A 25228-nucleotide genomic window follows, 5' to 3' on the forward strand; every position below is an offset into this window, starting at 1 on the left:
GGTCATGCCTCCACGCGTCGGCGTCGGCGGGCCCCGCTGCCGGCAGACGAGCGCCGACGCGGACGCTCCTGCTGCTCCTCTTCGGACTCTTCGGACTCGTCGGACTCGTCGTCATCGCGGCCTCCGACCGCCTTCCGCACGGTGTCACCCACGGTTTCCGCGGCCTTCCTCACCTTGCGCTTGCCGACAGACTTGGCCGCACCGCCGCCGATCAGCTCCGGGACGGTGGTGCTGCCCGAGTCGCGCTCCAGGTCCAGTCGGTTGCACGCTTCGGCGAACCGCAGATAGGTGTCGACGCTGGCGACCACGATGCGGGCGTCTATCTTGAGGATCTCGATGCCCACCAGTGAGACCCGGATGAACACGTCGATGACCATGCCCCGGTCGAGGATGAGTTCCAGCACGTCGTACAACGTGCCGGCGCGCGGCGGGCAGGCAACCTCGTCGGAGTAGACGGTCGTGGGCATAGGGTCGTCCTCTCAGCTGGTCGGGCAGCGCAGATCACTCGTCGGCGGAGCCCCTTCGATAGCGGCGGACCCTGCGGTACTCCAAGAGCTCACCGCTCTGATCGAGTTGCACCTCGTACGAGGCGAGCAAGCTCGTTGTGTCCGGAATGCGAGCCACCTCAAGAACGTCCACGACGACGCACCATCCGTCTTCAGTACGCCGTACTGCCGACGCACCCTCTACCGAATGGCTGATCAGCCGCTCCAGCTGCTGGCAGGCATCGCGGGCAGCCTGCTCCGGCCCCCGGGGGGAAGAGGTTCGCCGGCCCGACGTCTTCACCGAGGACCGATCCCGCGTGCGCCGCTCTTCTGCCATAAGTACAAGTCTCATCGCCAACAGGCACGGCGCATCTTGTAATGAGCCGTCGGCGTGGTAGCTGCACCCTCGTCTCCCCGAAAGCGGTGTCCGCTCCGGCCGCCCGGCCGACCGGCAGCTCAGCACCAGGGTGCGCCCCGCGGCGCCGAACAGTTCGCGCAGTGTCGGCACGGCACGTCGAGTGCCTCGCACGCCTGCCTCTACCGCGGGCCGAACGGTCAACCGCGGCCATGGTCACCGACAACGAGCCCCGGCGGCGCCCGGGCACAGTGTGGACCCGAGAGCGGTTGCCGCCTGATCAGCCGAAGAGCAAAGTGGTAAAGGCATCTATTTGCGGCATCGGAGGACACCGTGATCGCTCTGGGCGTCATTCTGCTTGTCATCGGATTCGTGGCCGGTATCAGCATCCTCTGGACCATCGGGATCATCCTGATCGTGATCGGGGCAATTTTGTGGATCTTGGGGTCCGTCGGGCACGCGGTCGGCGGACGGCGGCACTACTGGTAGAGGAGCGCGCTACGGGGGCGCTCGCGTAGTTTCATGCACATACATCTGACGGAGATACGGCCCCGGTACGGCTGTCCGCCACCCGACTACCGAGGGAACAGCCGGACATGGCGGCGCGACATGACGACGGCAGACCTGGCCCTCTCGCGGGCGGCTCGGTGCGCCGGCCCGCGCCGGCACCCTGAACGCGTGACCGCGGCCACTGCGGCCCCCGGTCCCGCACGCTCCCGGCAACGGTGCCTCCGATCCGGCGTGTCGGTGCTTCCCCGACGGGTAACCGGTACCCGAGGGGAGCGGACGGAAGGAAGATCGATGACCGACGCTGGAGGCAGGCGCAGGGGTGTGGGCCCGGCAGATCTCGACGACCAGCAGCTGCTGCGGGAGCTCGAGACCATTCACCGCACGCGGCACGACACACTGCTGCACGGCTCACAGAACGCACTGGTGGCGCACAGCATCCGCATGACGGAACTGGAAGCCGAGTATCTGAAGCGCCATTCCGACCGCCCCGCGGCGAGCGGCAGGACACGGGAAGGCGCCCGAGCGAGGACCGAGTGACCAGTGCGAGACGTCGCACCCTCGGCGCCTTGCGCCGAGGGAAGCCCGTCCACGCGCGCCGCCGTCAGCCGTAAGGCAGAGCGGGAAGGCGGGAATCATGGCTTCGGAACGCCCGACAATTGACGAGTCGTACTGGATGGCCACCACTCCCGAGACCGGATACCCACCCGTCGGCAAGGACCTGACCGCGGACGTCGCCGTGATCGGTGGTGGCATCGCAGGCCTGTGCACCGCATGGGAACTGCTGAGTGCCGGCCTGGACGTCGTCGTCCTGGAGGCTGACCGGATCGCCGCCGGAGTGACCGGATACACGACAGCCAAGCTGACGTCCCTGCACGGTCTGGGATACGCGCGGCTCGAGGCGAAGCACGGCGCCGACAACGCCGGGCTGTACGCGCTCTCGCAGCAGGACGCGGTCGACCGGACCGCCGCTCTCTGCGCCCAGCTGGACATCGACGCCGACCTGGAGCGCGCCCCCGCCTACACGTACGCGGAGGATCCGCAGCGCGCGGACGAGATCAGGGACGAGGCGGAGGCGGCCCGAAGGGCAGGACTCGACGCTTCCTTCGTGACCGAGACAGAACTCCCCTTCCCGGTGTCCGGCGCGGTGCGCGTCGAGGGCCAGCTCCAATTCCATCCGCGGAAGTTCCTGCTCGCCCTGGCCGAGAAGTTCGTCGCCGCGGGCGGTCGCGTTCACGAACGCAGCCGTGTCATCACGCTCCACGACGGCAGCCGCTGCCGACTGTCGACGGAGAGCGGAGTCGCGGTTGAGGCGCGGGATGCCGTCATCGCGACGCACTACCCGGTATTCGACCGCACCCTCCTCTTCACCCGGCTCAAGCCCCGGCGGGAACTGGTGATCGCCGCGCCGGTGCCGGCCGCTCTCGCGCCCACGGGCATGTACATGAGTCCCGAGGACAGGGTGCGTTCGGTGCGCAGTGCTCCCCTCGACGAAGGACGCCGACTGCTCATCGTCACCGGTGAATCGTTCGAGCCGGGGGCCGGAGGCGTACGGGAACGGTTCGAGCGTCTCGACTCCTGGGCGCGCGAGCGGCTGCCCGGCTTCGCCGAGGCCGACAGCGCCTACCGCTGGTCGGCGCAGGACAACGACTCGAGCGACCACCTGCCGTACGTCGGACATGCCCACCCGGGCACCCAACACCTCTATGTGGCCACAGGCTTCGGCGGCTGGGGCATGAGCAACGGGGTGATGGCAGGCCGGCTGCTCGCGGCTCATGTGGCAGGCGGCGGCCGGCCTGCCTGGACCGACCTCTACGACCCGCGGAGGCTGCCCGGAGTGAGCGAGACGGCGGAGCTGGCGAAGCTCCAGACCGCAGTCGCCCGGCACTTCGTCGGAGACCGCTTGCACACCCACCACGTCGACTCGGTGAACGACATCCCGCCCGGCAGCGGAGCGGTCGTACGGCTGGAGGGAAGGCGCTGCGCCGTGTACCGCGACGAGTCCGGGAACGCCCGCGTTCTCTCCGCGCGCTGCAGCCACCTCGGCTGTCTGGTGCAGTTCAACGATGCCGAGCGGGTCTGGGAGTGCCCCTGCCACGGCTCCCGCTTCGCGACGGACGGCTCTGTCCTGCACGGACCCGCCACCAAGGGACTGGAATCCCGCGAGGTACCCGGAACCGGGGGATGAAGGCCGCGCGGGCGCGGACACGCGCATGCCGGTCTGCTCCCGGACTCCCAGCGGCTCGCCGACAGGATCGCGCAAGGCAGCCCAGCTTCTGCCATTCGGTCCGAGAACTTCCGAAAAATTCGGATATCACGCCGCAATGTGGGCAGTCGCGGTGGAGATGGACGGTACATATCGCCGCGCAAGATGAAAGGCCGTGAGTCCCGTGCGAGTGGCGTTTGTGATGGCTCCCGGGGGTGTGGAACAAGTCGAACTGACCGCCCCCTGGGAAGCTGTTGTCGAAGCGGGTGGCAAACCGGAACTGATCTCGACGAAATCCGGACGCGTGCAGGCTTTCCATCACCTCGACAAGGCCGACACCTTCCCCGTCGACCGTACGGTCACCGAGAGCAACGCCGAGGATTACGTGGGGCTGGTACTTCCCGGAGGCCTCGCCAATCCGGACGCACTGCGCATGGATAAATCGGCGGTCGCATTCGTCAGACAGTTCTTCGACATCGCCAGGCCGGTGGCGGCGATCTGCCACGCCCCCTGGACGCTGGTGGAGGCCGACGTAGTACGCGGGAGGACGCTGACCTCCTGGCCCAGTCTGCAGACCGACATCCGCAACGCGGGCGGCACATGGGTGGACGAGCAGGTCGAGGTCTGCCGTGCCGCCCCCGCCACCCTGATCACGAGCCGGAAGCCCGCAGATCTGAAGGCTTTCTGTTCGGCGTTCATCCCGGAGTTCGGCTACTGAACTGCGTACTCAGGGGGAGAGACCGATGGACAGCCACCCTCAGTGATAACCCATAGCCACCCAAATGCGCACTCTGGGTGATAAGTGCAGGATGGGTAATCAGCCCACCCCACGCGAAAGGGCAACGATCATGAGTAAGGCAAAAGCAAAGGCGAAGCAGGCCAAGGGAAAGATGAAGGAAACGGTCGGCAAGGCCACCGACGACCTGGATATGCAGGCGGAAGGCCGCGGCGAGCAGATCGCCGGCAAGGCCCAGGAAGCCGCGGAAAAGGCGGCCGATCGAGTGAAGAAGTCCGGACGGTAAGCCGGGATTACTCAAGGGCTGGACCTGTGGCGCCCCCGCCTCAGGTCCAGCCCTCTGGCGCAGACCGGCTTCTCCGCCCGCAACCGTTCGGGCCGGACCCAGCTTTACCTTCGGCTTCCCGGTTTGAGGGGATCGTGCCCGAGGGTCATGAGGCTGTGACGCCACTCAATGTCCCCGGCGCCATCTACCCGCTCCTGCCGCGTTTCGACCGCTTCCACGACCTGGTGCATGAGCTGTACGTCATCGTCGGTGAGATCGACACGCCGCTTCAGCAGAATCGACAGCACATGCCGGCCCGCCTCGGTGTCGACGCCCGCCGGCAATGTTTCCGTACTCTCGGCCGCCTCGCGGGTCTCGAGCCATGCGCCAAGTTCCTGGGACGTCATGTTCACCAACTGATGAAACTCGTCCCAGAGCGCCTCGTTCTCGACTGCGTCCATCTCACCCATGCTCGGCTCCGTCCATCGTGCCGTCTCTCCTGCGGGCAGCCGCGCCGGCGATCGCACGCAGCCTGTTTCTCAGCCCTGCCGATGGCCCTCGGGTGACCGATCGGCCAGGACTCCAAACATGTCGAGCCCGAGACGACCGTACGACCGTGGCAGGAGTCCCCGCTGGATTGGTCGGGGCCGGGAGCACGTCAACGGCGTTCCAGGGAGCCCCGGATGAATGCCGCCTGGCCGACGTGCTGCAGGTCGTCGGCGAGGACGCTGATCAGACGGACGCCCAGGGTGACCGGCGGGGACCAGGTCTCGTCCACGACGCTGTCGAGCGCTGCGTCGTCGAGCCCGCTGACGAATCGCATGGTCTGCTCGTGGACTGCGTCGTAGTAGCCGAGCAGCAGCTCGGCGGACTGGACCCGCACCGCGGCGACCTGCTTGCTGGTGTGGCCGAACCCGGTCGCCCCCCTCGCAATGGGCAGCTCGAAGCGGTCCGCCCAGCCCTGGGAGAACCACACCTGCTCCCCTGCGGCCGCATCAGCCACGTGATCGTCCTGGATACGCGTCAAATGCCACACGAGCCAGGCGATCGAATTCGCTCCAGGGTCCAGCCGGGCGTTGAGGCTGTCCGGTGAAAGCCCATCCACCGCCGCGTGTACCGCCTCACGTACCCGCTCGAACGCGTCCGCCAGCAATTCTGAGCTGTTCATGCACTGATCCTCGGTCCTGGGCTGTTCCGGCACGTGGTTGTGTCTCCGGAACCACAGTGGTCATGTCTCCTGAACCACCATGACCCCTTTCCCGCCCCGGTCCATGCGTTCGACACGAGGTAGCGGGACAGGCACAGGGGCGTAACGTCTCAGAATCCCGACCACCTGGGTGCTGTTGGCCGAGTTGAAACCGGGCGCATCCAGGCAGCGGCCGGACCTCTGGTTGACGAGCGCGCCGGCCGAGGCCTTGGCGGACGGAGGAGCCGAGACGCGGGCTGCGCGATTACAGCGCGGTGACCGGCGCGTCCGGCGGCAGCCGGAAATGTGTGCGGGCGGCCGACTCCAGCGTGCTCGTACGGTCCCAGTCCTCGCGCCGCACCAACGCCGCGCCCCCTTCCGAGAACGAACGGCCAATCCACTCGTCATAGCCCGCACCGTCGGGCGGACTGTCCTGGCGGCGTACGTGGTAGCCGCCCTTGCCGTCCTTGGACAGTTCCATCAGCAATGGCCCTCGGACGGCTGTTCCCTCGACAAGGGTCCTGCCCCGCGCCGCCAGTTCGAAGCACTGCGTGACCAGACCCACCTTCAGGAACCCGCCATCGGCCTCGCGAATCTCGACGACCTTCTCCGCACAGAACCACCGGGCCGTGGAGGCGAACGAGGAGTCGGCGAGCATGCCGCCCTCCTTCTCCAGTCCGGCGACCACTGCGTCATGCGCGACCGGCTGGAGTGTCTTCCTCAGCGTGGGATCGACATCCGGCGCGGGCGCCGTACAGCCCGCGGCCACCAGCGCCAGGACTCCATACGTACCCGCACACCACCGCACCCGAGCCCTGCTCATTCGCTCCCCCGCCCGTCCACACCGCCAGGCGTGAACTCTACGCGGGAGCCTGATTGTTCAGGTCCTGATCTCCACCGCCTCGTACTCGTGCGCCCCGGCCGCAACGGCGCTGCTAGGCGATGTCCGACCAGCCGTACGGCGGTGGGATGGGTCCGCTCCCCGCTCCGGCGCCCACGGCCTCCAGGTCATGGTCGGCCACCCTCATCAGCTGCGCGGCGATGTCCCTCATGGCGCGGCTCGCGGCCAGTTCGTCGCCGATCGCGGGGACGTCCACGTCCTGGGGATTGCAGTGGGCTGTCCCATGGCCGGTGAGCGTCGCGGTGCCGGTGTCCAGCACCGCCTCGGCCTTCGTCGTGCCGTCCTCCTCGGTCAGGCGGACGCGGACCTGCCACTCCAGTGTCCGAGTCATCGCACACCTCCTCACCCGCCGCCACGGCGCGCCGCCGCAGCACGGTCCTGCCTTCAGGATCCCTCCAGCAGGGCCCGGGCGCGCGTCATCCACAAACAGATTGACACGGGGCAAGGGGCTGGCCATCCGGGGGATCTCCTGACTCCGGCACGACGCGTTGCGCCGGTAGCCGCGGAGGAGCCATTACGTTCCGGGGACGGAGGCGCTGCGCGGGATGACCAGGCACCTCGTGCTGCCAGGTCCGGGAGGTGAACGGTGGGGCACACGAACGGTCGGGCCCCGACACGGGCGCGCGGCGGCGCATCGCCGCGACTCGCGGGTCGTGACGCCGGACGTGGCGCCGCACGGCGCCTGCGGTGCCTCACCGTGATTCCCCTGCTGGCCGGACTGCTCACCTCCTGCGACTCGGAGCAATCCGGCCCGGTCAGCCTGAACTGGTACAACTTCCCGGACGACTCGGGTGCCCTGGCCGACGCGGCGAGCAACTGCACCCGCGCCTCGGGCGGGCGCTACCGCATCGTGTACAACAAGCTCCCGCGCGGCGCGGACGGCCAGCGTCAGCAGCTCGTCCGCCGACTCGCCGCACACGACGACACCCTGGACATCCTGGGCCTCGATGTCACCTGGGCCCCGGAGTTCGCCGAGGCCAACTGGATCCTGCCGTGGACGGGCGGCAATCGCCGCAGTGCCACCGCGGGCACCCTCGAAGTACCGCTGCAGACGGCGACGTGGAAGGGCAGGCTGTACGCCGTCCCGTACAACACCAACACCCAGTTGCTGTGGTACCGAAGCGACCTCGTGCCCAAACCGCCCAAGACCTGGACCGAGATGCTCGGTATGGCGCGCGGCCTCGCCAAGGAGGGCAAGCCTCACTACGTCGAGATTCAGGGCGCCCAGTACGAAGGGCTGACGGTCTGGTTCAACACGCTCGTGGAGAGCGCGGGAGGCTCCATCCTCAACGCCACAGCCACAGCACCCTCGCTCGGCCCGCCCGCGGTCCAAGCGGCCACGATCATGCACAACCTGGCCACCTCACCCGCCGCGGACCCCTCGCTGTCCAACCAGATGGAGGATCAGAACCGGCTGGCCATGGAGTCGGGGAACGCCGCCTTCGAGCTGAACTACCCGTTCGTCTATCCGTCGATGAAGTCGAACAAGCCCGCTCTGTTCAAGAGTTTCCGTTGGGCGCCGTACCCCGGCGTGGACCCCGGCCGGCCATCGAAACCCACCATCGGCGGTATCGACCTCGCCATCGGTGCCTACTCTCGCCACCCTGACCTCGCGTTCGAGGCCGCGCTGTGCTTGCGCAATCGTCAGAACCAGATGGCGGCGGCGCTCAAGGGCGGTCTGCCGCCCACCCTGCGCGCGCTCTACTTCGACAAGACACTCTTCAAGAGCTACCCGTTCGCTGCCGAAGTGCTCTCGGCACTGGAGAACGCCAGCGTCCGCCCCCAGACCCCCGCCTACCAGAACGTGTCCATCGCGATCTCGCACACGCTCTCCCCGCCCTCGGCGATCAATCCGTTGAGCGACGTCGAACACATCGGCAGCCAGATCGAGGACGCCCTCCAGTCCAAGGGGCTGATCCCGTGAACACCGCAACTCCCGCCACGTCGACGGCCCCGGCCCCGGGCGGGGCCGAGGCGTTGTCCGAGGGCGCGCGGCAGGAGCGACGGCTGGGATGGCTGTTGTGCGCACCCGCGGTGGTCGTCATGCTCGCCGTCACCGCCTACCCCATCGGCTACGCGATCTACCTGTCGCTGCAACGCTACGACCTGCGCTTCCCGGATCAAGCGCGCTTCGTGGGCCTGAGCAACTACGCGGCCGTGCTCTCCTCCGAGTTCTGGTGGGAGGCGTTCTGGGTCACCTTGTTCATCACCGTCATCTCCGTAGCCGTGGAACTCGTCCTCGGCTTCGCGCTGGCCCTGGTCATGCATCGCGCCATCTTCGGCCGGGGAACCGTACGTACCGCGATCCTGATCCCCTACGGCATCGTCACCGTGGTCGCCGCTTATTCCTGGCAGTACGCCTGGACCCCGGACACGGGCTACCTCGCCGCACTGCTGCCGTCCGGTGATGCGCCACTGACCGAGCAGTGGCCGGCCATCGGGCTGATCATCCTCGCCGAGGTATGGAAGACCACCCCCTTCATGGCGCTTCTGCTGCTGGCCGGACTCGCCCTGGTGCCCGAGGAGACGCTGCGCGCCGCCATGGTCGACGGTGCGTCCGCCTGGCAGCGCTTCATTCTCGTCACGGTGCCGCTGATGAAGCCGGCCATCCTGGTGGCCCTGCTGTTCCGCACCCTGGACGCCTTCCGGGTCTTCGACAACATCTATGTGCTGACCTCGGGTGCTCATGGCACCGGCTCGGTGTCGATCCTCGGCTACGACAACCTGTTCACCGCGCTCAACCTCGGCATCGGATCGGCGATCTCCGTGCTCATCTTCCTGTGCGTCGGCCTGATCGCCTTCGCCTTCATCAAACTCTTCGGGGCTGCCGCTCCCGGCTCACAGGAAGCGGGACGCTGATGGCCGGCGCGGGCAGGAGGCATGTCACCGGCTGGGCCATCGCCAACACCGTGGTGATCGCCTATGCCCTGTTCCCGGTCTGGTGGATCGCGGCCCTGTCGTTCAAGGACCCCAGCACCCTCACCGATGGCAGCTTCGTCCCTCAGCAGTGGACCCTGGAGAACTACAGCGGCATCTTCCAGACCTCGGAGTTCACCCGGGCCCTGATCAACTCGATCGGTATCGCCCTGATCGCCACAGTGATCGCCGTTGTGCTGGGCACCATGGCCGCCTACGCCGTAGCGAGGCTCCGCTTCCCCGGCAAGAGGCTGCTGATCGGCATGTCCCTGCTGATCGCGATGTTCCCGCCGATCTCCCTGGTGTCCCCGCTCTTCAACATCGAGCGCATCCTGGGGATCTTCGACACCTGGCCGGGGCTGATCATCCCGTACATGACCTTCTCCCTGCCGCTCGCGATCTACACCCTCTCGGCGTTCTTCCGGGAGATCCCGTGGGATCTGGAGAAGGCGGCCAAGGTCGACGGGGCCACGCCCGCCCAGGCCTTCCGGCTGGTGATCGCTCCGCTGGCCGCGCCGGGCGTGTTCACCACCGCCATCCTCGTCTTCATCTTCTGCTGGAACGACTTCCTGTTCGCCATCTCCCTGACCTCGACAACCAGGGCCCGCACAGTGCCGGCGGCGATCGCCTTCTTCACCGGGAGCAGCCAGTTCCAGCAACCCACCGGTTCGATCGCCGCCGCCGCGGTAGTGATCACCATTCCGATCATCGCCTTCGTGCTGCTGTTCCAGCGGCGCATCGTCGCCGGACTGACGTCCGGGGCCGTCAAGGGCTGACCGGCAGCAGCCGGCCGTCAGGACAAGGAGCACCGACTGTGGCCGAGATCGTTCTCGAGGGCATCACCAAGAGGTATCCCGACGGCGCCCTGGCCGTCCGGGACGTCAACCTCACAGTGGGCGACGGGGAATTCGTCATCCTGGTCGGGCCCTCCGGCTGCGGCAAGTCCACCACGCTCAACATGATCGCCGGACTTGAGGACATCACCGACGGCACCCTCCGCATCGACAACCAGGTCGTCAACGACAAGGCGCCCAAGGACCGCGACATCGCCATGGTCTTCCAGAGTTACGCCCTCTATCCGCACATGACCGTGCGGGAGAACATGGGCTTCGCCCTGCGTCTGGCCAAGGTCGACAAGGCCACCATCAGGAACAAGGTGGAGGAGGCCGCCCGCATCCTCGACCTGACGGATCATCTGGACCGCAAGCCCGCGAACCTCTCGGGCGGCCAACGTCAGCGCGTCGCCATGGGCCGTGCCATTGTCCGCAACCCCAAGGCGTTCTTGATGGACGAGCCGCTGTCCAACCTGGACGCCAAGCTCCGGGTACAGATGCGCACCCAGATCTCGCGCCTTCAGCAACGTCTGGGCACCACCACCGTCTACGTCACCCATGACCAGACCGAGGCGATGACGCTCGGGGACCGCGTGGTCGTCATGCGCGGCGGCGTCGTTCAACAGGTCGGCACCCCCCAGCATCTCTACGACGAGCCACGCAACCTGTTCGTCGCGGGTTTCATCGGCTCACCCGCCATGAATTTCCTCCACGCCACCCTCGAGGAGAACGTGCTGCGCACCATCGTCGGCGACCTCCCGCTGTCCGACGAGGTACGCCGGAGTCTGGAGCGCCAGAACGCGCCCCGGGACCTCATCGTGGGTCTGCGGCCCGAAGCCTTCGAGGATGCCGCCATGGTCGATCCGGGCCGGTCGGGGACGACCTTCACCACCACCGTGGATGTGGTGGAGTCCCTGGGCTCGGATGTCTACGCCTACTTCACCGAGGAGGACTGGCAGCCGACCACCACCTCGGAACTGGAGGAGCTGGCCGCCGATTCCGGCATCAGTGAGACGGGAGCCAGCGGCCACCAGGTGGTCGTCCGGCTCAGTACGGGGACACAGGTCCGCGAGGGGAGCCAGGCCGAGCTGTGGGTGGACACCTCGAGGATGCATGTCTTCGACCCACGCGCCGGTCTGAACCTCACACACCGGGAGAACAACGGCGGCTGAGCGGACCTGGCCGGCCCGTCGCCGTCGCCGTCGTGTCAGGTCAGTTCAGGTCAATTGCAGGCGCAGCCCGATGCGGCCTTGGCATCGGCGACGGTGGTGGTCGGGTCGGTGGCCTGTTCGCCCGTCGTGCAACAGGCGGTGACGCCGCAGCAGCCGTCCCGGTCCCCATCGGTGTCGGTGTCGGTGTCGGTGGCCGGCTTTGTGGCGCGGACGATGGCGGAGTGCATGCCGTCGGCGACGGCGTGGGTGGGAGTGATCTCGATGTCGATGAACCCGGCCGCCTTCAGACCCTGCCGGTATTCGGTGAAGGAGAGGGCGCCGGCGATGCAGCCGACGTAGTCGCCTCGCTCGGCCCGCTGGGCGGGGGTGAGGGTGTCGTCGGCGACGACGTCGGAGACCCCGATCCGGCCGCCGGGAACCAGCACGCGGTGGGTCTCGGCGAATACCGCCTGCTTGTCGGTGGACAGGTTGATGACGCAGTTGGAGATGACGACGTCGATCGTGTTCGCCGGGAGGGGGATGGCCTCGATGGTGCCCTTCAGGAATTCGACGTTGGTGGTGCCGGCCTTCTTCCCGTTCGCCAGAGCAAGGGCCAGCATTTCCTCGGTCATGTCCAGGCCGTAGGCCTTGCCGGTGGGGCCGACCCGACGGGCGGAGAGGAGGACGTCGATGCCACCGCCCGAGCCGAGATCGAGCACGCGGTCGCCTGCGTTCAGGTCGGCGACGGCGATCGGGTTCCCACAACCCAGGGAGGCGGCGACGGCCTCGGCCGGGAGGGCGTCGCGCTCGTCGGCGGCATAGAGAGTGGAGCCGAAGTTCTCGTCGACCTCGACGGCCTGGGGGCCGCAACAGGCGCTTCCGCCCTCGGCAACCTGGACGGCTGCGGCCGCATAGCGCCGGCGGACGGTCTCGTGCAGATCGGTGGACAGCTCGCTCATGACCTTCACTCCTCGATGGCAGGGGCCGGGGCAGCCCCAGGACGGCTATATCGATGTTCTTCAATGCAAGGTTGCACCTTGAATAGAGAGATGTCAACATAAAAGTATGTCGAAACAAGAGCTTGTGACGCTTGGCCAGGACGGCATCGGCGGATGCTGCCCCACCCTGCTGACCGCTCCCCTGGACGAGAACCGGGCCGTCGAGCTGGCCAAGGTCTTCAAGGCCCTGGGCGACCCGGTGCGACTCAGGTTGCTGTCGATGATCGCCTCGCGCGACGGCGGCGAGATCTGTGTCTGCGACCTGACCCCGGCGTTCGATCTGTCGCAGCCGACGATCTCCCACCACCTCAAGCTGCTGCGTCAGGCCGGGCTGATCGACTGCGAACGACGCGGGACGTGGGTGTACTACTGGCTGCTGCCCGAGATGACCGACAAGCTCGCCGGCACCCTCACCCGTCCCGGATCTCAGCCCCACCAGTCCCTCGACGGCGCGACCGGGTCGGCCCGGTAACCGGCAACCGCCTCCGGGAGCGCCGCATCACGGCTCCGTTCGCCCACGCCGCGCCTCGGGGTGATTTGATGGAAACTGCACCTGGAGTCGCTGCAACCGGAGACGCCGCACCGGTGATGCGTCGGCAGCACCCGGCCCTTGGACGGCCCGGGAGTTACCGGCAGGCATAGTGCCCCACCCCGGGGTTAGGTCGTTGTGTTGGACACACACGAGTCGACGAGTGATCTGCCGGACCAGCCCCTGTCGGCGGTCGGGTACGCGGGTGTGCTCCGCGACCTCCTTCCGATCGCGCTGTGGCGGGCCGATGCGGACGGGCGCCTGGTGGAGTGGTCGCTCGCCGCCCAGGACCTGCTCGGCTACCCGCCGGAGGAGGTGCTCGGCCGGCACGGGGTCCCGATACTGGTTCCCGAGCCCGACTGGGAGCTGGCCGATCACCTGATCCGGAAAGTCCGGGCGGGTGAGGCTGTGGTCGGGTCCCTCCCCGTGCGGCACCGCGACGGGCATCTCGTGCCGATGGAGATGTGGATCTGCCCGGCCGCAGACCCCCAGGGAGGGACGGGCATCCTCGCCATCGCCGTGGAGACCTCAGCGGTCCTGCGCATGCGGGATTCACTCGCGGCACTGGAAGGCCTGTTCACCCAGTCCCCCATCGGCCTGGCCATGCTCGGCCCCGATCTGCGCTTCCTGCGGGTCAATGACGCGCTGGCACGGATGCAGGGCGTCTCCGCGGCCGACCACATCGGCAAGCGCCCGGCCGAGGTCGTGCCGGGCGTCAACGCCGCGGAGCTGGAGAGGGCGATGCGGAAGGCTCTTGACGGCGGCAAGGCGGTGGTCGACGTACGCCGCACCGGTCGCACGCCGGCCGATCCCGACCACGACCGCACCTGGTCCTGCTCCTATGCTCCGCTGCTCGACAGCGTCGGCCGGAGGCTGGGCCTGATCGCCTCGCTGATCGACATCACCGCCGGGCAGCAGGCGCAGATCGAGGCGGGGCAGGCGCGGCATCGCCTGGCGCTGCTGGCCGAGGCCGGCACCCGGATCGGGACCACCTTGGACCTGCGGCAGACCGCCGAGGAAGTGGTGCAGGTACTGGTGCCGCAGCTGGCCGACTCGGCCGACGTACAACTGCTGGAAGAGGTACTCGACCCCGATGAGGCCGCCGCATCCACCCACGGCGTGGTGCGTCGTCTGGCGGTCTCCTTCCCCGATCCGTCCGCCCCCACCGCGAAACTGGCGGTAGGCGCGACCTTCCAGGTCCCGCTCGGCTCGGTGTACGAGCGGGTCATCGCCGACGGGCGCCCCATGAACCTCTACAAGACCGATGTCCCGGCGCTGATCACCGATCCGCGCGCCGAGCAACTGCGTACCTACCTGAGCACCCTGGGCGCCGCGCGACTGGTCCCGCTCGTCGCCCGTGGCAAGGTGCTCGGCGCCGTGGTGGTGACGCGTGCCCGAAGCCGCGAGCGATTCGATGAGCAGGACTGCGTGCTCATCGACGAGCTGGTCGCCCGGGCGGCGCTGAACATCGACAACGCGCGCATGTACACCAGCCAGCGGAAGGCGGCGCTCACGCTGCAACGCAGCCTGACGAACAACGCGCTGCCGGACGTGACCGGCCTGGAACTCACCGGACGCTACCTGCCCGCCAGCGACCACGCGGTCGGCGGCGACTGGTTCGACGCCATCACCCTGCCCGACGGCCGGACCGGGCTGGTCATCGGGGACGTCATGGGGCACGGAATCCATGCGGCTGCCGTCATGGGACAGCTGCGCACAGCGGTGCGAACGCTGGCACGGCACGGCATCCCCCCGGCTGAGATGCTCCGTTCCCTGGACGCCGTCGTGAGCGACCTGGGTGAGAATGAAATGGCGACATGCGTCTACGCGGTCTTCGACCGGGCTGCCGGCGGTTGTCTGATCGCCAGGGCCGGCCATCCACCTCCGGCCGTGGCCGAGGCCCGAGGGACTGTTGCGTTCCTCGACGGCCCCCCGGGTACACCCCTGGGAGCGGGCGGGCAGGACTTCAGGACCGAGCAGGTGCCGCTGCCCCCCGGCAGTCTGCTGGTGCTGTACACCGACGGCCTCATCGAGGCACGCGACAGAGACCTCGACCAGGGCATGCAGCAACTCGCCCAGGCGCTGCGGCACCTCGATCATCCGTTGGAGGAGATCTGTGACCGCATCCTCGGCCGGCTGCTGCCCTCCACGGCTCAGGACGATGTGGCGGTGCTCCTCGCCAGAACTCCGCGTCCTCGGGACTCGGTGATCAGTCACTCCGAGCAGCTCCGCTCGCGCGGTCCCGCTCGCAAGGCGCAAGGGTGGTAGCGATGGACACACCGATGACGACGTTCAGCGAGGGCCCGGAGGACCCGTTCGCGGTAGGGCGCGCGGCTTCGGCGGTGCTGGACGACCGCGGGACGGTCATCGGCTGGAGCGAGCGGGCCGAGGCGCTGCTCGGCTACCCACCGAAGGAGGCACTCGGGCGGACGGCGCTCGGTTTCCTGATCGACTTCCAGGACGACGACGTCGTCATGGACGCGCTGGCCGTATGCCTACGTGATGGGGGCTGGTTCGGGGTGGTGCCCGCACGGCACCGCGACGGTCAGCGGGTGGAGCTGGGGTGCCGGGCCCGGGCGATCACGAGGGGCGACGCCGGCTGCGAGTGGTTTCTCGTCGCCGCGCCGGCCGAGGAGGTCATCCAGTGGGAGAGGGACCGGTCGGTCCTGGACGGATTGTTCCGCCGCTCCCCGATCGGCCTGTCCGTCTTCGCCCCGGATCTGAGCCTCCTGCGGGTGAACCGGGCGATCTCGAAGTTCAGTCAGATACCGGTAGAGCAACACCGGGGGCTCCACGTCAGCGACTTCCTCATCCAGCGGGACTCCGACACGGTGGTGAGGCAGTTGGGGGAGGTACTGGAGACGGGCCGGTCCTCGATCTTCACCGAACAGCCCTGCGCTCTGCGGCGGGACCCGGGCCATGAGATGTTCGTATCGATATCCGCGTTCCGGATAGAGGACCCCTCCGGACGCATCCTCGGCGTGGCACAGACGGTCGAGGATGTGACCGAGCGTTATCGGGCGCGCCATCGGCTCGCCCTGCTCAACGAGGCGAGCGCCCGCATCGGAACCACGCTGGACGTGGCGAGGACGGCGAATGAGCTGGCCGAGGTCGCGGTCCCGGACCTCGCCGACTGCGTCTCCGTGGACCTCCTGGAGCCGGTGGCCCGCGGCGAGGAGCCCATCCAGGAAGTACTCGGAACCGTGCGCCGGACGGCTATCCGCAGCGTCCTGCCGGACACGCCGCGGGTGATGTATCCGGTGGGCCGCACGATTCACATCCCGCCGGAGAGTCTGCAGGCGCGGTGCCTGGCCCAGCGGCGTCCGGTCCTCGACACGCATCAGGAAGGCGTTACCGGGTGGCTCCCCGAGGACCCGGAGCGGGCCGAGCGCGTCCTCAGTCTGGGCAACCCCTCGCTGATGGTCGTGCCGCTGGTCGCCCGGGGGCTCGTGCTCGGCCTGCTCAGTCTCTGGCGGTGGCGACGGTCCGAGCCGTTCGAGGAGGACGACCTCACACTCGCCGCGGAGTTCGCCTCCCGCGCCGCGGTCTGCATCGACAACGCACGCCGCTACACACAGCAGCACGACGCGGCGCTCACCCTGCAGCACAGCCTGCTCCCGCACGAGGTGCCCGCGCACCCCGCGGTCGAAATCGCCCACCGCTACCTGCCGGCCGACGATACGACCGGCGTGGGTGGTGACTGGTTCGACGTCATCCCGCTCTCCGGGCTTCGCGTCGCCCTCGTCGTCGGCGACGTGGTCGGCCGCGGCATCCACGCGGCGGCCACCATGGGCCGGCTGCGCACCGCCGTACACACCCTGGCCAACCTCGACCTCACCCCCGACGAGGTCCTGTCCCGCCTCGATGACCTCGTGGACCGGCTCGCCGCCGAGCAGGAGCCGACCGACGAGCGTTTCCCTCAAATCATCGGCGCAACCTGCCTGTACGCGGTCTACGACCCGGTCTCCAGGCAATGTGCCCTGGCCCGCGCCGGTCATCCGCCGCCGGTGATGGTGACCCCGGACGGGCAGGTCCACCTCGTCGACCTGCCCGCCGGTCCGCCGCTGGGCCTGGGCGGGCTGCCGTTCGAGGCAGCCGAGCTGGAACTGGCCGAGGGCAGCCTCCTGGCCCTCTACACCGACGGCCTCATCCAGGCCCGCAAGCGAGACGTCGACGAGAGTCTGGCGGATCTGTGCGAGGCGCTGAGCGTGCCCACCCGCTCGTTGGAGGAGACCTGCAGGGTGGTGGGGGACGCGTTGCTGCACGACCGGCCGACCGATGACGTGGCCGATGACGTGGCACTGCTCATCGCCCGTACCCGCGTGCTGCCGACGGAGAAGGTGGCCACGTGGGAGCTGCCGGTAGAACCTACTGCCGCCGCTCAGGCCCGCGAGCTGGCCGGATCCCAGCTGACCGAGTGGGGGCTGGAGGAGATGATCTTCACCACCGAGTTGATCGTCAGCGAACTGGTCACCAACGCCTACAGGTACGGTGGCGGGCCGATCGGGCTACGCCTCATCCGTGACGGCCACCTCATCTGCGAAGTGTCCGACACCAGCAGCACCTCGCCGCATCTGCGGCGGGCCCGCACCACCGACGAGGGCGGTCGCGGACTCTTCCTGGTGGCCCAGCTCACCGAGCGGTGGGGCACCCGGTACACGCGCGACGGCAAGACCATCTGGACCGAACAACCGCTGCTCGCCACGCCGGCAGAGTGAATCAGCGTGCGTGGGTGGCTGTCCGGCCGAGGCTTCCGCTGGTGCATACGGTGGAAAAGTCGCAAGATCGAAGCGACGCAGCACAAGGCGGGAAGCAATGATGTGGGAATCCGCGACCGACTATGAGGCCGTTTTCCATGCCTTGCCCAGCGCCGTGGCGCTGCTCAATCCGCAGATGGTGTACGCCGACGCCAACGAGGAGTACCTGCGGTTGTCAGGCCGCACCCGGAAACAGCTGATCGGTCTCCATCTGTTCGACGTCTTCCCGGACAATCCCGGCGACCCCGACGCGTCCGGTATGCGCAACCTGAAAGCGTCACTGCTGCGGGTGGTGGAGTCGGGTTCGCGCGACAGCATGGCGCTGCAACGCTACGACGTCGAGGCAGCTGACGGGCGCGGCGTGTTCGAGGAGCGGTACTGGAGCCCGGTCAACGCCCCCGTCCTCGGTCCCGACGGGCAGGTGGTGCTGATCGTGCACCGGGTGGAGGAAGTCACCGAGCTCATCAAAGCCCGAAGCCGTGACGGACGCGCCCGTTCCCTCCCAGGAGGAGACCGCCACCGGCTGATGGAGGCCGAGCTCTACACCCGCGCCCGGGAACTGCAGGAGGTCAACGAACGACTGCGTCAGGCACACGCCCGCGAACGGCAGGTCGCCCTCGCCCTGCAGGAAGCGATGCTGCCTGCACCGCGACCGGTCGGCCATCACCGGGTGGCGGTGCGCTACCAGCCCGCCGTCGGCGCTCTGAACGTGTGCGGCGACTGGTACGACCTGGCCGAACTGCCCGGCGACCGCATCGCTGTCGCCGTCGGCGACGTGGTCGGCCACGGCCTGCCCGCGGCCGGCGTCATGGGACAGCTGCGCAGCGCCCTCAGCGCCGCCGTACGTGTTGCCGACGGACCCGCTACGGCGCTCGATGTAGTCGGCCAGTACGCCCGCTCCGTCGACGGCGCCGAGTCCACCACAGCGGTCCAGGCCATCGTCGACTGGGACAGCCACACCATTACCTACAGCAGCGCCGGACACCTGCCGCCTGCGCTGCTCCATCCCGGCGGCCTGGTCGAGTTTCTCGACCGGGCCACCGACCCCCCACTCGGCGCCCGTCCCGAGCACATCCCCCGCCCCCAGGCCACCGTCGCCTTCACCGACGGCGCCACCCTCGTGCTCTATACCGATGGACTGGTCGAACGCCGCGATGAGGACATCGACACCGGACTCGCCCGCCTCACCGACTGCCTCACCCGGCATCCCACTGCCGATGCCGACAGCCTCGCCGACCGCCTGCTGTCCACACTGATCCCGCTGGGCGGCAACACCGACGACACCGCTCTTGTCGTCATCCGTCTATGAGATCCGTCTATGAGCCATGGCCGTTCACAGGAACGGCCGCAAGCCCATCTGCGGGCGTCGGCCCGGTCGGGCCGGCGCCGCCCTATGCCATGGCACGCTCCGCGCCCCCCGGCACCCGCCGCCTTCCGACAACGCTGCCCAGCCAGCCGAGCAGGAACGCGGCGGGCATGGACACGAGGACAACCGTCTGGAGCGGGAACCAGTTGAGGTGCCACTCGGGGAAGAACGCCAAGGGCGTGCCCGAGAAGACCGGGCCGGAGATCTGCAGCCCGATGGCACAGCACAGGCCTCCGTACAGCGTCCAGAGCAGTCCGCTTCGTGTGTAGCCCTTCCAGAAGAGGGAGTACACCAGCGCCGGCAGCAGGCAGGAGGCGGCCACTCCCAGGGAGAGAGCCGACAGGAAACCGACGTTCCATCCCTGGACCCAGACCGCCAACCCGATGCTCAGTATTCCGACCCCGGCGGACGCCCAGCGCGCGGCGGCCACTTCCCGGCCCTCGGTCGTACGCCCACGGAACAGAACCTGCGTGTACAGGTCGTGGGCGATCGCCCCGGCGGCCGCCAGGGTGACGCTCGCGACGACCGACAGCGCGGTGAGGAACACCGCGGAGGAAACGAGGACGACGAGGAATGCCCCGCCCGTGTCGATGGACGTGCCGCCCGCCAGTTCGCCGGTGAGCATCAGCAGGCTGCTGTTGCCTCCCGGATCCGCGGCCAGGATCGCCGGGGCACCGATCAACGCGGCGGCCGCGAACCCCGTCACCGCTGTGGCGAGGCAGAAGGCACCGACGATGCCGACGGTGTGGCGCACCGTGCGGCGCGCGGAGGCCGGGTCGGGAGCCGCGTTGAGTTGCATGGCAACGTGGGGCATGCACGCCACACCCAGCACGATGGTGATCATCAAACCGACGAAGTCGAGTGTGCCCCGGGCGCCGGTGCTGCCGGCGAACCGGAGGCCTGGACGCATATAGACGGCCGGTCGGCCGCTGCCCTGTCTGGCGGCGTCGACGAGCGAGTCGGTGCTCCAGTGGAAGCGATGGAACAGCACAGCTGTCACGGCCACGGCCATGCAGAGCAGCGCCACCGTTTTGATCACCTGAAGGGCGAGGGTTCCTCGCATACCGCCGAACGCTGTGGCGCAGACGACGAGCGCGCCGATCATGACGATGGCCGTCTGTGCGGCGCCCGGCCCCGACAGCCCCATCAGCATCGCGGTGGTCGCTCCCGCACCGGAGAGCTGCACGACCAGGTAGGGGACGCATGCGCTCAATGTCACGAAGGCAACCGCGATCCTCGCCGCGGGCCCCGGAGCCCGCAGAGCGAAGGTGTCACCCAAGGTGTAGCTGCCGCGCTCGCGCAGGGGGGCGGCCAGCAGGAGGAGCACGCCGAGTGAGAGCACGGTGCACAGAGCGATGAACAGACCGTCGTAGCCAAAGACCGCCACGGTGCCGGTGGTGCCCAGCACCGTGGCCGCGGACAGGTATGCCCCGGACAGTACGAGGGCCCCCCGCAGCGGCGGAAGCCTGCGGCCTGCTGTGTAGAACTCGTTGACCCGGTCCCTCTCAGGGCCGCTGAGAACGCTGATGAACAGTATGGGAACGATCAAGGTAAGAAAGCCCACGAGAACCAGGGAGCGCGTGTCCGTGTCCAGGGTGCCGGGCACGGCGGCGAGGAGGACGTCAGGATTCATCAGTACTCCACGTCCTGCTCGTTCGGTACGCCCATACCCGCACGCCGGTCGTACCGCGCCGCCGTCCACAGCAGGAGAGACCCCTGGAGGAGAACTGCCAGCACGCCGATGGTGGTCTCTCCCCAGATGCGGGTAGCCATGAAGTCGGCGGCGGAGCAGGCGAGCAGCAGATGTACGCCGAAGGTCAGTCCATTGACCACGGCGAAAGCGACACCCGGGCGATGCGGCCGTGGTTGATGATGAAGCCGGGCGGCGTGTTGTTGAGCCATGACGGTGTCTCCTGGCGGGCAGGTATGAGGGCGGATCCCCTCAAGTGCGGGGCTCACCAGAGCACGTGCGGCTAAGGCCGGTCCACGCGCTGTGCTCGCTCTGTTGCCCTCTCCCAATACCGACATGAGATCACTGTGCTGATGCCCATTCAGCCGCGCTGTGCTGTGCCGTGCCCCGCGCCGCCTGCGCCGTACTGCCACGAGGGGGCATCCGTCGTCAGGCAGACGGCAGGGGGTTCAATTCGTACGGGGCGCCCAGAACGGCGGCCGGTCCGAGCAGGCGGTGCGCGTCGAGCGCGAGGGTGAGCTGCACCAGATCGCGTGGGCGGGACAGAGCGAGTCCGGTGATCTGCTCGAAGCGGCGCAGACGATTGAGCACGGTGTTGCGATGGCAGAACATGTGCCGGGCGGTCCGGACGGCGGAGCCACCGTTCTCCACCCAGATACCAAGGGTGTCGAAGAGCGTGTCACGGTCGGCGGGGTCGAGGTCGTACACGGGCCGGAGCACCCGGTGGGCCAGCTCGGCGGACAGGTCGGGCCGTGAGATCAGGAGCCCGTCGGGCAGGCAGGAGTCGAGCCGGGCGATCTCACCGTCGGCCCGGCAGGTGCGAACGGCGAGTTCGGCCATGTCACGCGCGCGCGACAGGCTGTCCAGACCCTGCACGACAGGGCTGATCCCGATACGCGTCCCGGGACCGGCGGCCAGGCCGGAGGCGAGCGCGTCCAGAGGACGGTCGCCCAGGTGGGCGACGAGCACATCGCCCTGTGGACAGGTGTGGCGCAGGATCCGGATGCCGCGCACCTCGGGAACGGTCTTGGGCACGTGGCCGTAGGGCGGTGTGGCCCGTACCGCCGCTACCGCGAAGCGTCCGCCGAGCGGCAAATCGAGGATCGCCGCCGCATCCCGGGTGAAATCGGGTTCGCTGCGGTTCTCCAGCAGTGCGCCGAGGATCAGGCGGACGCGTTCACCGTGCCGGCTGGCGACGCCGTGGGCGACCTGCCGGTAGGCGTCGGCGACGAGGACGGCGTCGCGGTCGTTGCTCTTCCACACCAGCTCGGCCACGTGTACCAGCTGGCGCGAGTCGCCGAGTCCGTCCCGCTCCACCACCCTGATGATCCCGCTCCACACCTCCGAGCCGGCGACACGGAAGGCGTGCAGCACCTCGTCGAGAGGGCGGCCCTGTTGCGCGCGTCTTATGCCGAGCTCTCTTGTGTAGCGCTCCACGTCCACGATCCTGGTCGGATCCAGGCTGGCTTCCAGCCCGTGGCGCACGCCTGTGCTCACGGATTGCCTCAGGTCCGGTGGTGCCAGCACCAGGTCGGCGTAGTACGGCACCTCGGCGCGGATCTTCTCCACCACGCTGTCGGCGAATTCCGTGCCACGCCCCAGAAGGTGCCGGCAGGCACTGTCGAAGAGCTGGAGAGGAGAGGAATTCATGATGCGATCGGTCAGCGGGGCGCTGACGACTGCGTCGTGGCTGCGAGAACTGGTGTGCATGGACCCTCCAGGTGGACGGGGCGTGCGAGAACACCACGGCGAGCCGCCATGTCCTGAGCTGGGCGGAGCGCCGTGCGACCTCCGCCGGGTCAGCCGTCGGTGCGCGGAAGCAGGCCGCCTTCCAGGGAGCCACCATGCTAAGCAGTTGGTTAGCTCGGGGCGAGGTCTCAGCCAAACCGTGATGATTCCGCGCAGCCACGGTATGGATGGGCTCACCCCCGCGAAGCGGTCGGTTCCCGGACGGGAACGACACTCGCTCGCTCCCCCGGGGCGCTCCCTGGGCCGTCTTCTCGCAGCACCCGGCCCCACCGAGGCACGACGATCGGCGACCGCCCGCCAACGCCGACAGGCACCGTGGCATGACCGGGCACCACCGTGTCGAGGGGCACCCTCGCATCGGTATTCGGCCATGGGCGGAGATCCCGATGCCCCGGCATGCACGGGCCGAAACCACCCGTCTGATCACCGCCGCGTCTGATCACCGCCGCGTCTGATCACCGCCGGTCCGGGGACGTCCCGAGTACTGGTGCCGACCTTCGACGAGGAGACCACGTCGACGGCGCGCTCCGCGCCGTTGCGAGCGGATTCGCGGTCACGGACCCCTGCGACCGCTCCAGGGCATCACGCCGCCGCCGCGCGATCAGCACAGCGTGGGCCGCAGAACTCGTTGCCCCATGAGCTGGACGAACTCCGTACCGCGGACCACTATGAAGCCTGCCTCAATACGCAGCCGCAGCCGCGGGCCCACGTGAGTCATACTCCGGCTCGGAGTACCGCGGACGCGGATGCACGACGACACCCGGGATGTTCCCATCCCGTCCCGGCAGTTGGACCTTGCCCGCTCTCAGGAGGAGACCCAGCAGCCGTGAGCCCACACGACGAGACCGTCGGCTCCCCCGGCGAGCGCATGGTGCAGAAGCAGTTCGGCACCGCCGACCGCGCGGCCGACTTCTACGACCGGCAGATGCATGACTTCCTCACGCCCCCCATGCGGGAGTTCATAGCCCGACAGACCATGGTGTTCCTGTCCACGGCCGACGCGAGCGGCGCCTGCGACTCCACCTTCCGCGCCGGGCCGCCCGGGTTCGTCACCGCGCTGGACGCCCGCACACTGACCTACCCCGAATACCGCGGCAACGGCGTGCTGGCCAGCGTCGGAAACATCGCCGAGAACCCTCATCTCGGTCTGCTCTTCATCGACTTCACTCGACACCACATAGGTCTGCACATCAATGGGGCGGCCGAGCTGCGTACCGAGCAGGAGCAACGTGCCGAATACCCCGGCCTCCCGATGGACGCGGCGCCCGGCCGTCAGCCGCAGATGTGGATACACATGACGGTCGAGGAGGCGTATGTCCACTGCTCCAAGCACATCCCGCACCTGGAACCCGCTCCACGGCCGCGCGCCTCGGAAATGAATCGCCCCAAGGATTCCGCATACTTCACCGACCGGATGCCCGCCCACCCCGCGGCGTCCGGGGCGTCCGGAGTGTCCGGGGCGTCCGGGGCGTTCGGGGCGGACTCCGGCGAGAGCCTTCCGGAATCCCGTCGGCTCCGTCGATGGCTCCGGCGCTGACGGAGGACGAGCCGGACCCACTCAGACGGCACGCTGTTGCGCGTATGCCAACCCACCGGTCAGCTCGACCAGTTGGCTTGCGGCACGCTACGCGTCGGGCCACCACCCGGCCGGGCGGACGATGCCCAGCAGCAACAGCACCAGCTCGTCGACGACCTGATCGAGCGTCGCGTCCACCCAGCCGGCCCTCCAGTCGTGCAGGAGACCGTTCACACTTCCGATGAAGGCCGCCGCGGCGACCCGGTAGTCACGAGGCGCCGCCTCACCCCGCCCGACCGCCGCCGCGGCTTCCGCGCAGATGAGATCCACCCAGCGGGAGCGCCGGGCCAGACGCTGCTCCTCCAGCCGCGGGCTGACACCGATGATCTCGACGAATGTGATCCGGATACGGCGTGGATCGCCGGTGACGTTGGCGGCATAGGCGCGGAAGGCCGCCGCGGCGCGTTCCGCGATCGGCAGACCGTCGACATCGGCGAGCGCGGCCAGCGCGGCCTCCTCCGCCCAGTCGTTGACCTGCAGGTGCAGAGCCGCGAGCACGTCTTCGAGGGTGCGGAACTCCTCGTAGAACTGACGGGTGGACAGTCCCGCGGCCTCGCTCAGAGCGGCCACGGTCGTGGCGCGGTAGCCGGGGCTGTCGCCGAAGAGCTGGAGCCCGGCAGCAAGGAACCGCTGACGCCGGTCGGCCTGCCGTTCCTCGGCGGACCTACCTGCGTAACGGCCGGTCGGTTGTCTGAGCCTGCCCGCCACTGACCCCTCCCTCGTCGGTCCGCACCATTTTCTCGTGTCGTGAGCCTTGTGGAGTGTCCCGCCTCTCGTTACTTTCCAGTAGCCCAATCTGAATGGACGCGTATTCAGATTGGGCGGGGCAGGCCCGAGACCCAGCTGTTGAGGCACAACTCGCCGCGCTCCACTACGACTTCCGGCACCGCCAGTACCACTTCCGCACCACGAGGCCCCACTCGCCCCCACGGAAGGAACGACGATGTCTTTGCCCACAAGGCGGCGTTCACGGCGGATCGTCTCCGTGCGTGTTCCCCGGCGCCACCCGTCCCTGCGCTCGC

At 68.5% G+C, this 25228-nt stretch carries 25 protein-coding genes; 14 read left to right on the plus strand and 11 right to left on the minus strand.

Annotated elements, in window-relative coordinates; genetic code table 11:
* Positions 1–2: 2 nt before the first annotated feature.
* Both ACWDZ6_RS26715 and ACWDZ6_RS26720 read right to left on the minus strand, forming a co-directional pair.
* Entirely contained in the window at positions 3–467 is a 465-nt protein-coding gene (locus ACWDZ6_RS26715) for a gas vesicle structural protein GvpA (protein WP_451504853.1), read from the minus strand.
* A gap of 34 nt (positions 468–501) precedes the next feature.
* Positions 502–822, minus strand: a complete 321-nt coding sequence (locus tag ACWDZ6_RS26720) for a gas vesicle protein GvpO (RefSeq protein WP_326654450.1) — start codon at positions 820–822, stop codon at positions 502–504.
* Positions 823–1173: 351 nt separating this feature from the next.
* On the opposite strand from ACWDZ6_RS26720, the gene ACWDZ6_RS26725 reads away from it, so the two are divergent.
* The 5 genes from ACWDZ6_RS26725 (at position 1174) to ACWDZ6_RS26745 (ending at position 4575) form a co-directional block, all read left to right on the plus strand.
* A complete protein-coding gene (locus tag ACWDZ6_RS26725) occupies positions 1174–1329 on the plus strand; it encodes a DUF6131 family protein (RefSeq protein ID WP_366729927.1) in 156 nt (51 codons plus the stop codon).
* A gap of 312 nt (positions 1330–1641) precedes the next feature.
* Entirely contained in the window at positions 1642–1887 is a 246-nt protein-coding gene (locus tag ACWDZ6_RS26730; RefSeq protein WP_351451236.1) for a DUF6158 family protein, read from the plus strand.
* Between the two features lie 97 nt (positions 1888–1984).
* Positions 1985–3535, plus strand: a complete 1551-nt coding sequence (locus ACWDZ6_RS26735; protein WP_451504854.1) for an FAD-dependent oxidoreductase — start codon at positions 1985–1987, stop codon at positions 3533–3535.
* A gap of 202 nt (positions 3536–3737) precedes the next feature.
* Positions 3738–4271 (plus strand): type 1 glutamine amidotransferase domain-containing protein, encoded by a 534-nt coding sequence (locus ACWDZ6_RS26740; protein ID WP_451504883.1) that lies wholly within the window; start codon positions 3738–3740, stop codon positions 4269–4271.
* 130 nt (positions 4272–4401) lie between these two features.
* Positions 4402–4575, plus strand: a complete 174-nt coding sequence (locus ACWDZ6_RS26745; RefSeq protein ID WP_366729925.1) for a CsbD family protein — start codon at positions 4402–4404, stop codon at positions 4573–4575.
* 104 nt (positions 4576–4679) lie between these two features.
* On the opposite strand, the gene ACWDZ6_RS26750 is transcribed toward ACWDZ6_RS26745, so the two are convergent.
* From ACWDZ6_RS26750 to ACWDZ6_RS26765, 4 genes are all read right to left on the minus strand, one after another.
* Positions 4680–5024 carry a DUF3140 domain-containing protein gene (locus tag ACWDZ6_RS26750; protein ID WP_451504855.1) on the minus strand — a complete coding sequence of 115 codons (345 nt, stop codon included), beginning with the start codon at positions 5022–5024 and terminating at the stop codon, positions 4680–4682.
* 188 nt (positions 5025–5212) lie between these two features.
* Positions 5213–5722 carry a mycothiol transferase gene (locus ACWDZ6_RS26755; protein ID WP_451504856.1) on the minus strand — a complete coding sequence of 170 codons (510 nt, stop codon included), beginning with the start codon at positions 5720–5722 and terminating at the stop codon, positions 5213–5215.
* Between the two features lie 283 nt (positions 5723–6005).
* Entirely contained in the window at positions 6006–6563 is a 558-nt protein-coding gene (locus ACWDZ6_RS26760) for a hypothetical protein (protein ID WP_451504857.1), read from the minus strand.
* A 112-nt stretch (positions 6564–6675) separates the two neighbouring features.
* Entirely contained in the window at positions 6676–6972 is a 297-nt protein-coding gene (locus ACWDZ6_RS26765; protein WP_389176697.1) for a DUF1876 domain-containing protein, read from the minus strand.
* A 366-nt stretch (positions 6973–7338) separates the two neighbouring features.
* On the opposite strand from ACWDZ6_RS26765, the gene ACWDZ6_RS26770 reads away from it, so the two are divergent.
* From ACWDZ6_RS26770 to ACWDZ6_RS26785, 4 genes are read left to right on the plus strand one after another with little or no spacing between them, the layout of a single operon-like run.
* A complete protein-coding gene (locus ACWDZ6_RS26770) occupies positions 7339–8565 on the plus strand; it encodes an ABC transporter substrate-binding protein (protein WP_451504858.1) in 1227 nt (408 codons plus the stop codon).
* Complete coding sequence (locus tag ACWDZ6_RS26775; RefSeq protein ID WP_451504859.1) at positions 8562–9500, plus strand: carbohydrate ABC transporter permease; 939 nt, start codon at positions 8562–8564, stop codon at positions 9498–9500. Before ACWDZ6_RS26770 ends, ACWDZ6_RS26775 begins: the two co-directional genes overlap by 4 nt.
* Positions 9500–10333: a carbohydrate ABC transporter permease gene (locus tag ACWDZ6_RS26780; RefSeq protein ID WP_451504860.1), complete on the plus strand. Its 834-nt coding sequence runs from the start codon at positions 9500–9502 to the stop codon at positions 10331–10333. The genes ACWDZ6_RS26775 and ACWDZ6_RS26780 overlap by 1 nt, the downstream gene beginning before the upstream one ends.
* A gap of 38 nt (positions 10334–10371) precedes the next feature.
* Positions 10372–11562 carry an ABC transporter ATP-binding protein gene (locus ACWDZ6_RS26785; protein ID WP_451504861.1) on the plus strand — a complete coding sequence of 397 codons (1191 nt, stop codon included), beginning with the start codon at positions 10372–10374 and terminating at the stop codon, positions 11560–11562.
* 50 nt (positions 11563–11612) lie between these two features.
* Here ACWDZ6_RS26785 and arsM read toward each other — a convergent pair whose 3' ends face one another.
* Positions 11613–12500 (minus strand): arsenite methyltransferase, encoded by an 888-nt coding sequence (gene arsM / locus ACWDZ6_RS26790; RefSeq protein WP_451504862.1) that lies wholly within the window; start codon positions 12498–12500, stop codon positions 11613–11615.
* Positions 12501–12606: 106 nt separating this feature from the next.
* Here arsM and ACWDZ6_RS26795 point away from each other — a divergent pair, with 106 nt between their 5' ends.
* The 4 genes from ACWDZ6_RS26795 (at position 12607) to ACWDZ6_RS26810 (ending at position 19134) form a co-directional block, all read left to right on the plus strand.
* On the plus strand, positions 12607–13011 hold the full coding sequence (locus ACWDZ6_RS26795; protein ID WP_451504863.1) for an ArsR/SmtB family transcription factor: 405 nt from the start codon (positions 12607–12609) through the stop codon (positions 13009–13011).
* 198 nt (positions 13012–13209) lie between these two features.
* Positions 13210–15336 carry a SpoIIE family protein phosphatase gene (locus ACWDZ6_RS26800; protein ID WP_451504884.1) on the plus strand — a complete coding sequence of 709 codons (2127 nt, stop codon included), beginning with the start codon at positions 13210–13212 and terminating at the stop codon, positions 15334–15336.
* A gap of 2 nt (positions 15337–15338) precedes the next feature.
* A complete protein-coding gene (locus ACWDZ6_RS26805) occupies positions 15339–17786 on the plus strand; it encodes a SpoIIE family protein phosphatase (protein ID WP_451504864.1) in 2448 nt (815 codons plus the stop codon).
* A 100-nt stretch (positions 17787–17886) separates the two neighbouring features.
* Positions 17887–19134 carry a PP2C family protein-serine/threonine phosphatase gene (locus ACWDZ6_RS26810; protein ID WP_451504885.1) on the plus strand — a complete coding sequence of 416 codons (1248 nt, stop codon included), beginning with the start codon at positions 17887–17889 and terminating at the stop codon, positions 19132–19134.
* An 82-nt stretch (positions 19135–19216) separates the two neighbouring features.
* Here ACWDZ6_RS26810 and ACWDZ6_RS26815 read toward each other — a convergent pair whose 3' ends face one another.
* The 3 genes from ACWDZ6_RS26815 to ACWDZ6_RS26825 all read right to left on the minus strand — a co-directional run bounded on the left by ACWDZ6_RS26815 (position 19217) and on the right by ACWDZ6_RS26825 (position 22591).
* Positions 19217–20824 (minus strand): sodium/solute symporter, encoded by a 1608-nt coding sequence (locus tag ACWDZ6_RS26815; RefSeq protein ID WP_451504865.1) that lies wholly within the window; start codon positions 20822–20824, stop codon positions 19217–19219.
* On the minus strand, positions 20824–21093 hold the full coding sequence (locus ACWDZ6_RS26820; protein WP_326654430.1) for a DUF485 domain-containing protein: 270 nt from the start codon (positions 21091–21093) through the stop codon (positions 20824–20826). The genes ACWDZ6_RS26815 and ACWDZ6_RS26820 overlap by 1 nt, the downstream gene beginning before the upstream one ends.
* A gap of 217 nt (positions 21094–21310) precedes the next feature.
* Positions 21311–22591: a PucR family transcriptional regulator gene (locus ACWDZ6_RS26825; protein ID WP_451504866.1), complete on the minus strand. Its 1281-nt coding sequence runs from the start codon at positions 22589–22591 to the stop codon at positions 21311–21313.
* 865 nt (positions 22592–23456) lie between these two features.
* Between ACWDZ6_RS26825 and ACWDZ6_RS26830 the strand changes: the two genes are divergently transcribed.
* Complete coding sequence (locus ACWDZ6_RS26830; RefSeq protein WP_451504867.1) at positions 23457–24167, plus strand: pyridoxamine 5'-phosphate oxidase family protein; 711 nt, start codon at positions 23457–23459, stop codon at positions 24165–24167.
* Positions 24168–24254: 87 nt separating this feature from the next.
* Here ACWDZ6_RS26830 and ACWDZ6_RS26835 read toward each other — a convergent pair whose 3' ends face one another.
* Entirely contained in the window at positions 24255–24914 is a 660-nt protein-coding gene (locus ACWDZ6_RS26835; protein WP_451504868.1) for a TetR/AcrR family transcriptional regulator, read from the minus strand.
* Positions 24915–25228 lie beyond the last annotated feature (314 nt).

It is taken from the genome of Streptomyces sp. NPDC002926 (assembly GCF_053591755.1).

Excerpts from the sequence above, each read along its gene's own strand:
- ACWDZ6_RS26745 (WP_366729925.1), top strand. The coding sequence starts at position 4,402 with ATGAGTAAGGCAAAAGCAAAGGCGAAGCAGGCCAAGGGAAAGATGAAG.
- ACWDZ6_RS26730 (WP_351451236.1), top strand. The coding sequence starts at position 1,642 with ATGACCGACGCTGGAGGCAGGCGCAGGGGTGTGGGCCCGGCAGATCTC.
- ACWDZ6_RS26750 (WP_451504855.1), bottom strand. The coding sequence starts at position 5,024 with ATGGGTGAGATGGACGCAGTCGAGAACGAGGCGCTCTGGGACGAGTTT.
- ACWDZ6_RS26780 (WP_451504860.1), top strand. The coding sequence starts at position 9,500 with ATGGCCGGCGCGGGCAGGAGGCATGTCACCGGCTGGGCCATCGCCAAC.
- ACWDZ6_RS26825 (WP_451504866.1), bottom strand. The coding sequence starts at position 22,591 with ATGCACACCAGTTCTCGCAGCCACGACGCAGTCGTCAGCGCCCCGCTG.
- ACWDZ6_RS26735 (WP_451504854.1), top strand. The coding sequence starts at position 1,985 with ATGGCTTCGGAACGCCCGACAATTGACGAGTCGTACTGGATGGCCACC.
- ACWDZ6_RS26715 (WP_451504853.1), bottom strand. The coding sequence starts at position 467 with ATGCCCACGACCGTCTACTCCGACGAGGTTGCCTGCCCGCCGCGCGCC.
- ACWDZ6_RS26765 (WP_389176697.1), bottom strand. The coding sequence starts at position 6,972 with ATGACTCGGACACTGGAGTGGCAGGTCCGCGTCCGCCTGACCGAGGAG.
- ACWDZ6_RS26805 (WP_451504864.1), top strand. The coding sequence starts at position 15,339 with ATGGACACACCGATGACGACGTTCAGCGAGGGCCCGGAGGACCCGTTC.
- ACWDZ6_RS26720 (WP_326654450.1), bottom strand. The coding sequence starts at position 822 with ATGGCAGAAGAGCGGCGCACGCGGGATCGGTCCTCGGTGAAGACGTCG.
- ACWDZ6_RS26755 (WP_451504856.1), bottom strand. The coding sequence starts at position 5,722 with ATGAACAGCTCAGAATTGCTGGCGGACGCGTTCGAGCGGGTACGTGAG.
- ACWDZ6_RS26810 (WP_451504885.1), top strand. The coding sequence starts at position 17,887 with ATGTGGGAATCCGCGACCGACTATGAGGCCGTTTTCCATGCCTTGCCC.
- ACWDZ6_RS26795 (WP_451504863.1), top strand. The coding sequence starts at position 12,607 with ATGTCGAAACAAGAGCTTGTGACGCTTGGCCAGGACGGCATCGGCGGA.
- ACWDZ6_RS26820 (WP_326654430.1), bottom strand. The coding sequence starts at position 21,093 with ATGGCTCAACAACACGCCGCCCGGCTTCATCATCAACCACGGCCGCAT.
- ACWDZ6_RS26760 (WP_451504857.1), bottom strand. The coding sequence starts at position 6,563 with ATGAGCAGGGCTCGGGTGCGGTGGTGTGCGGGTACGTATGGAGTCCTG.
- ACWDZ6_RS26815 (WP_451504865.1), bottom strand. The coding sequence starts at position 20,824 with ATGAATCCTGACGTCCTCCTCGCCGCCGTGCCCGGCACCCTGGACACG.
- arsM (WP_451504862.1), bottom strand. The coding sequence starts at position 12,500 with ATGAGCGAGCTGTCCACCGATCTGCACGAGACCGTCCGCCGGCGCTAT.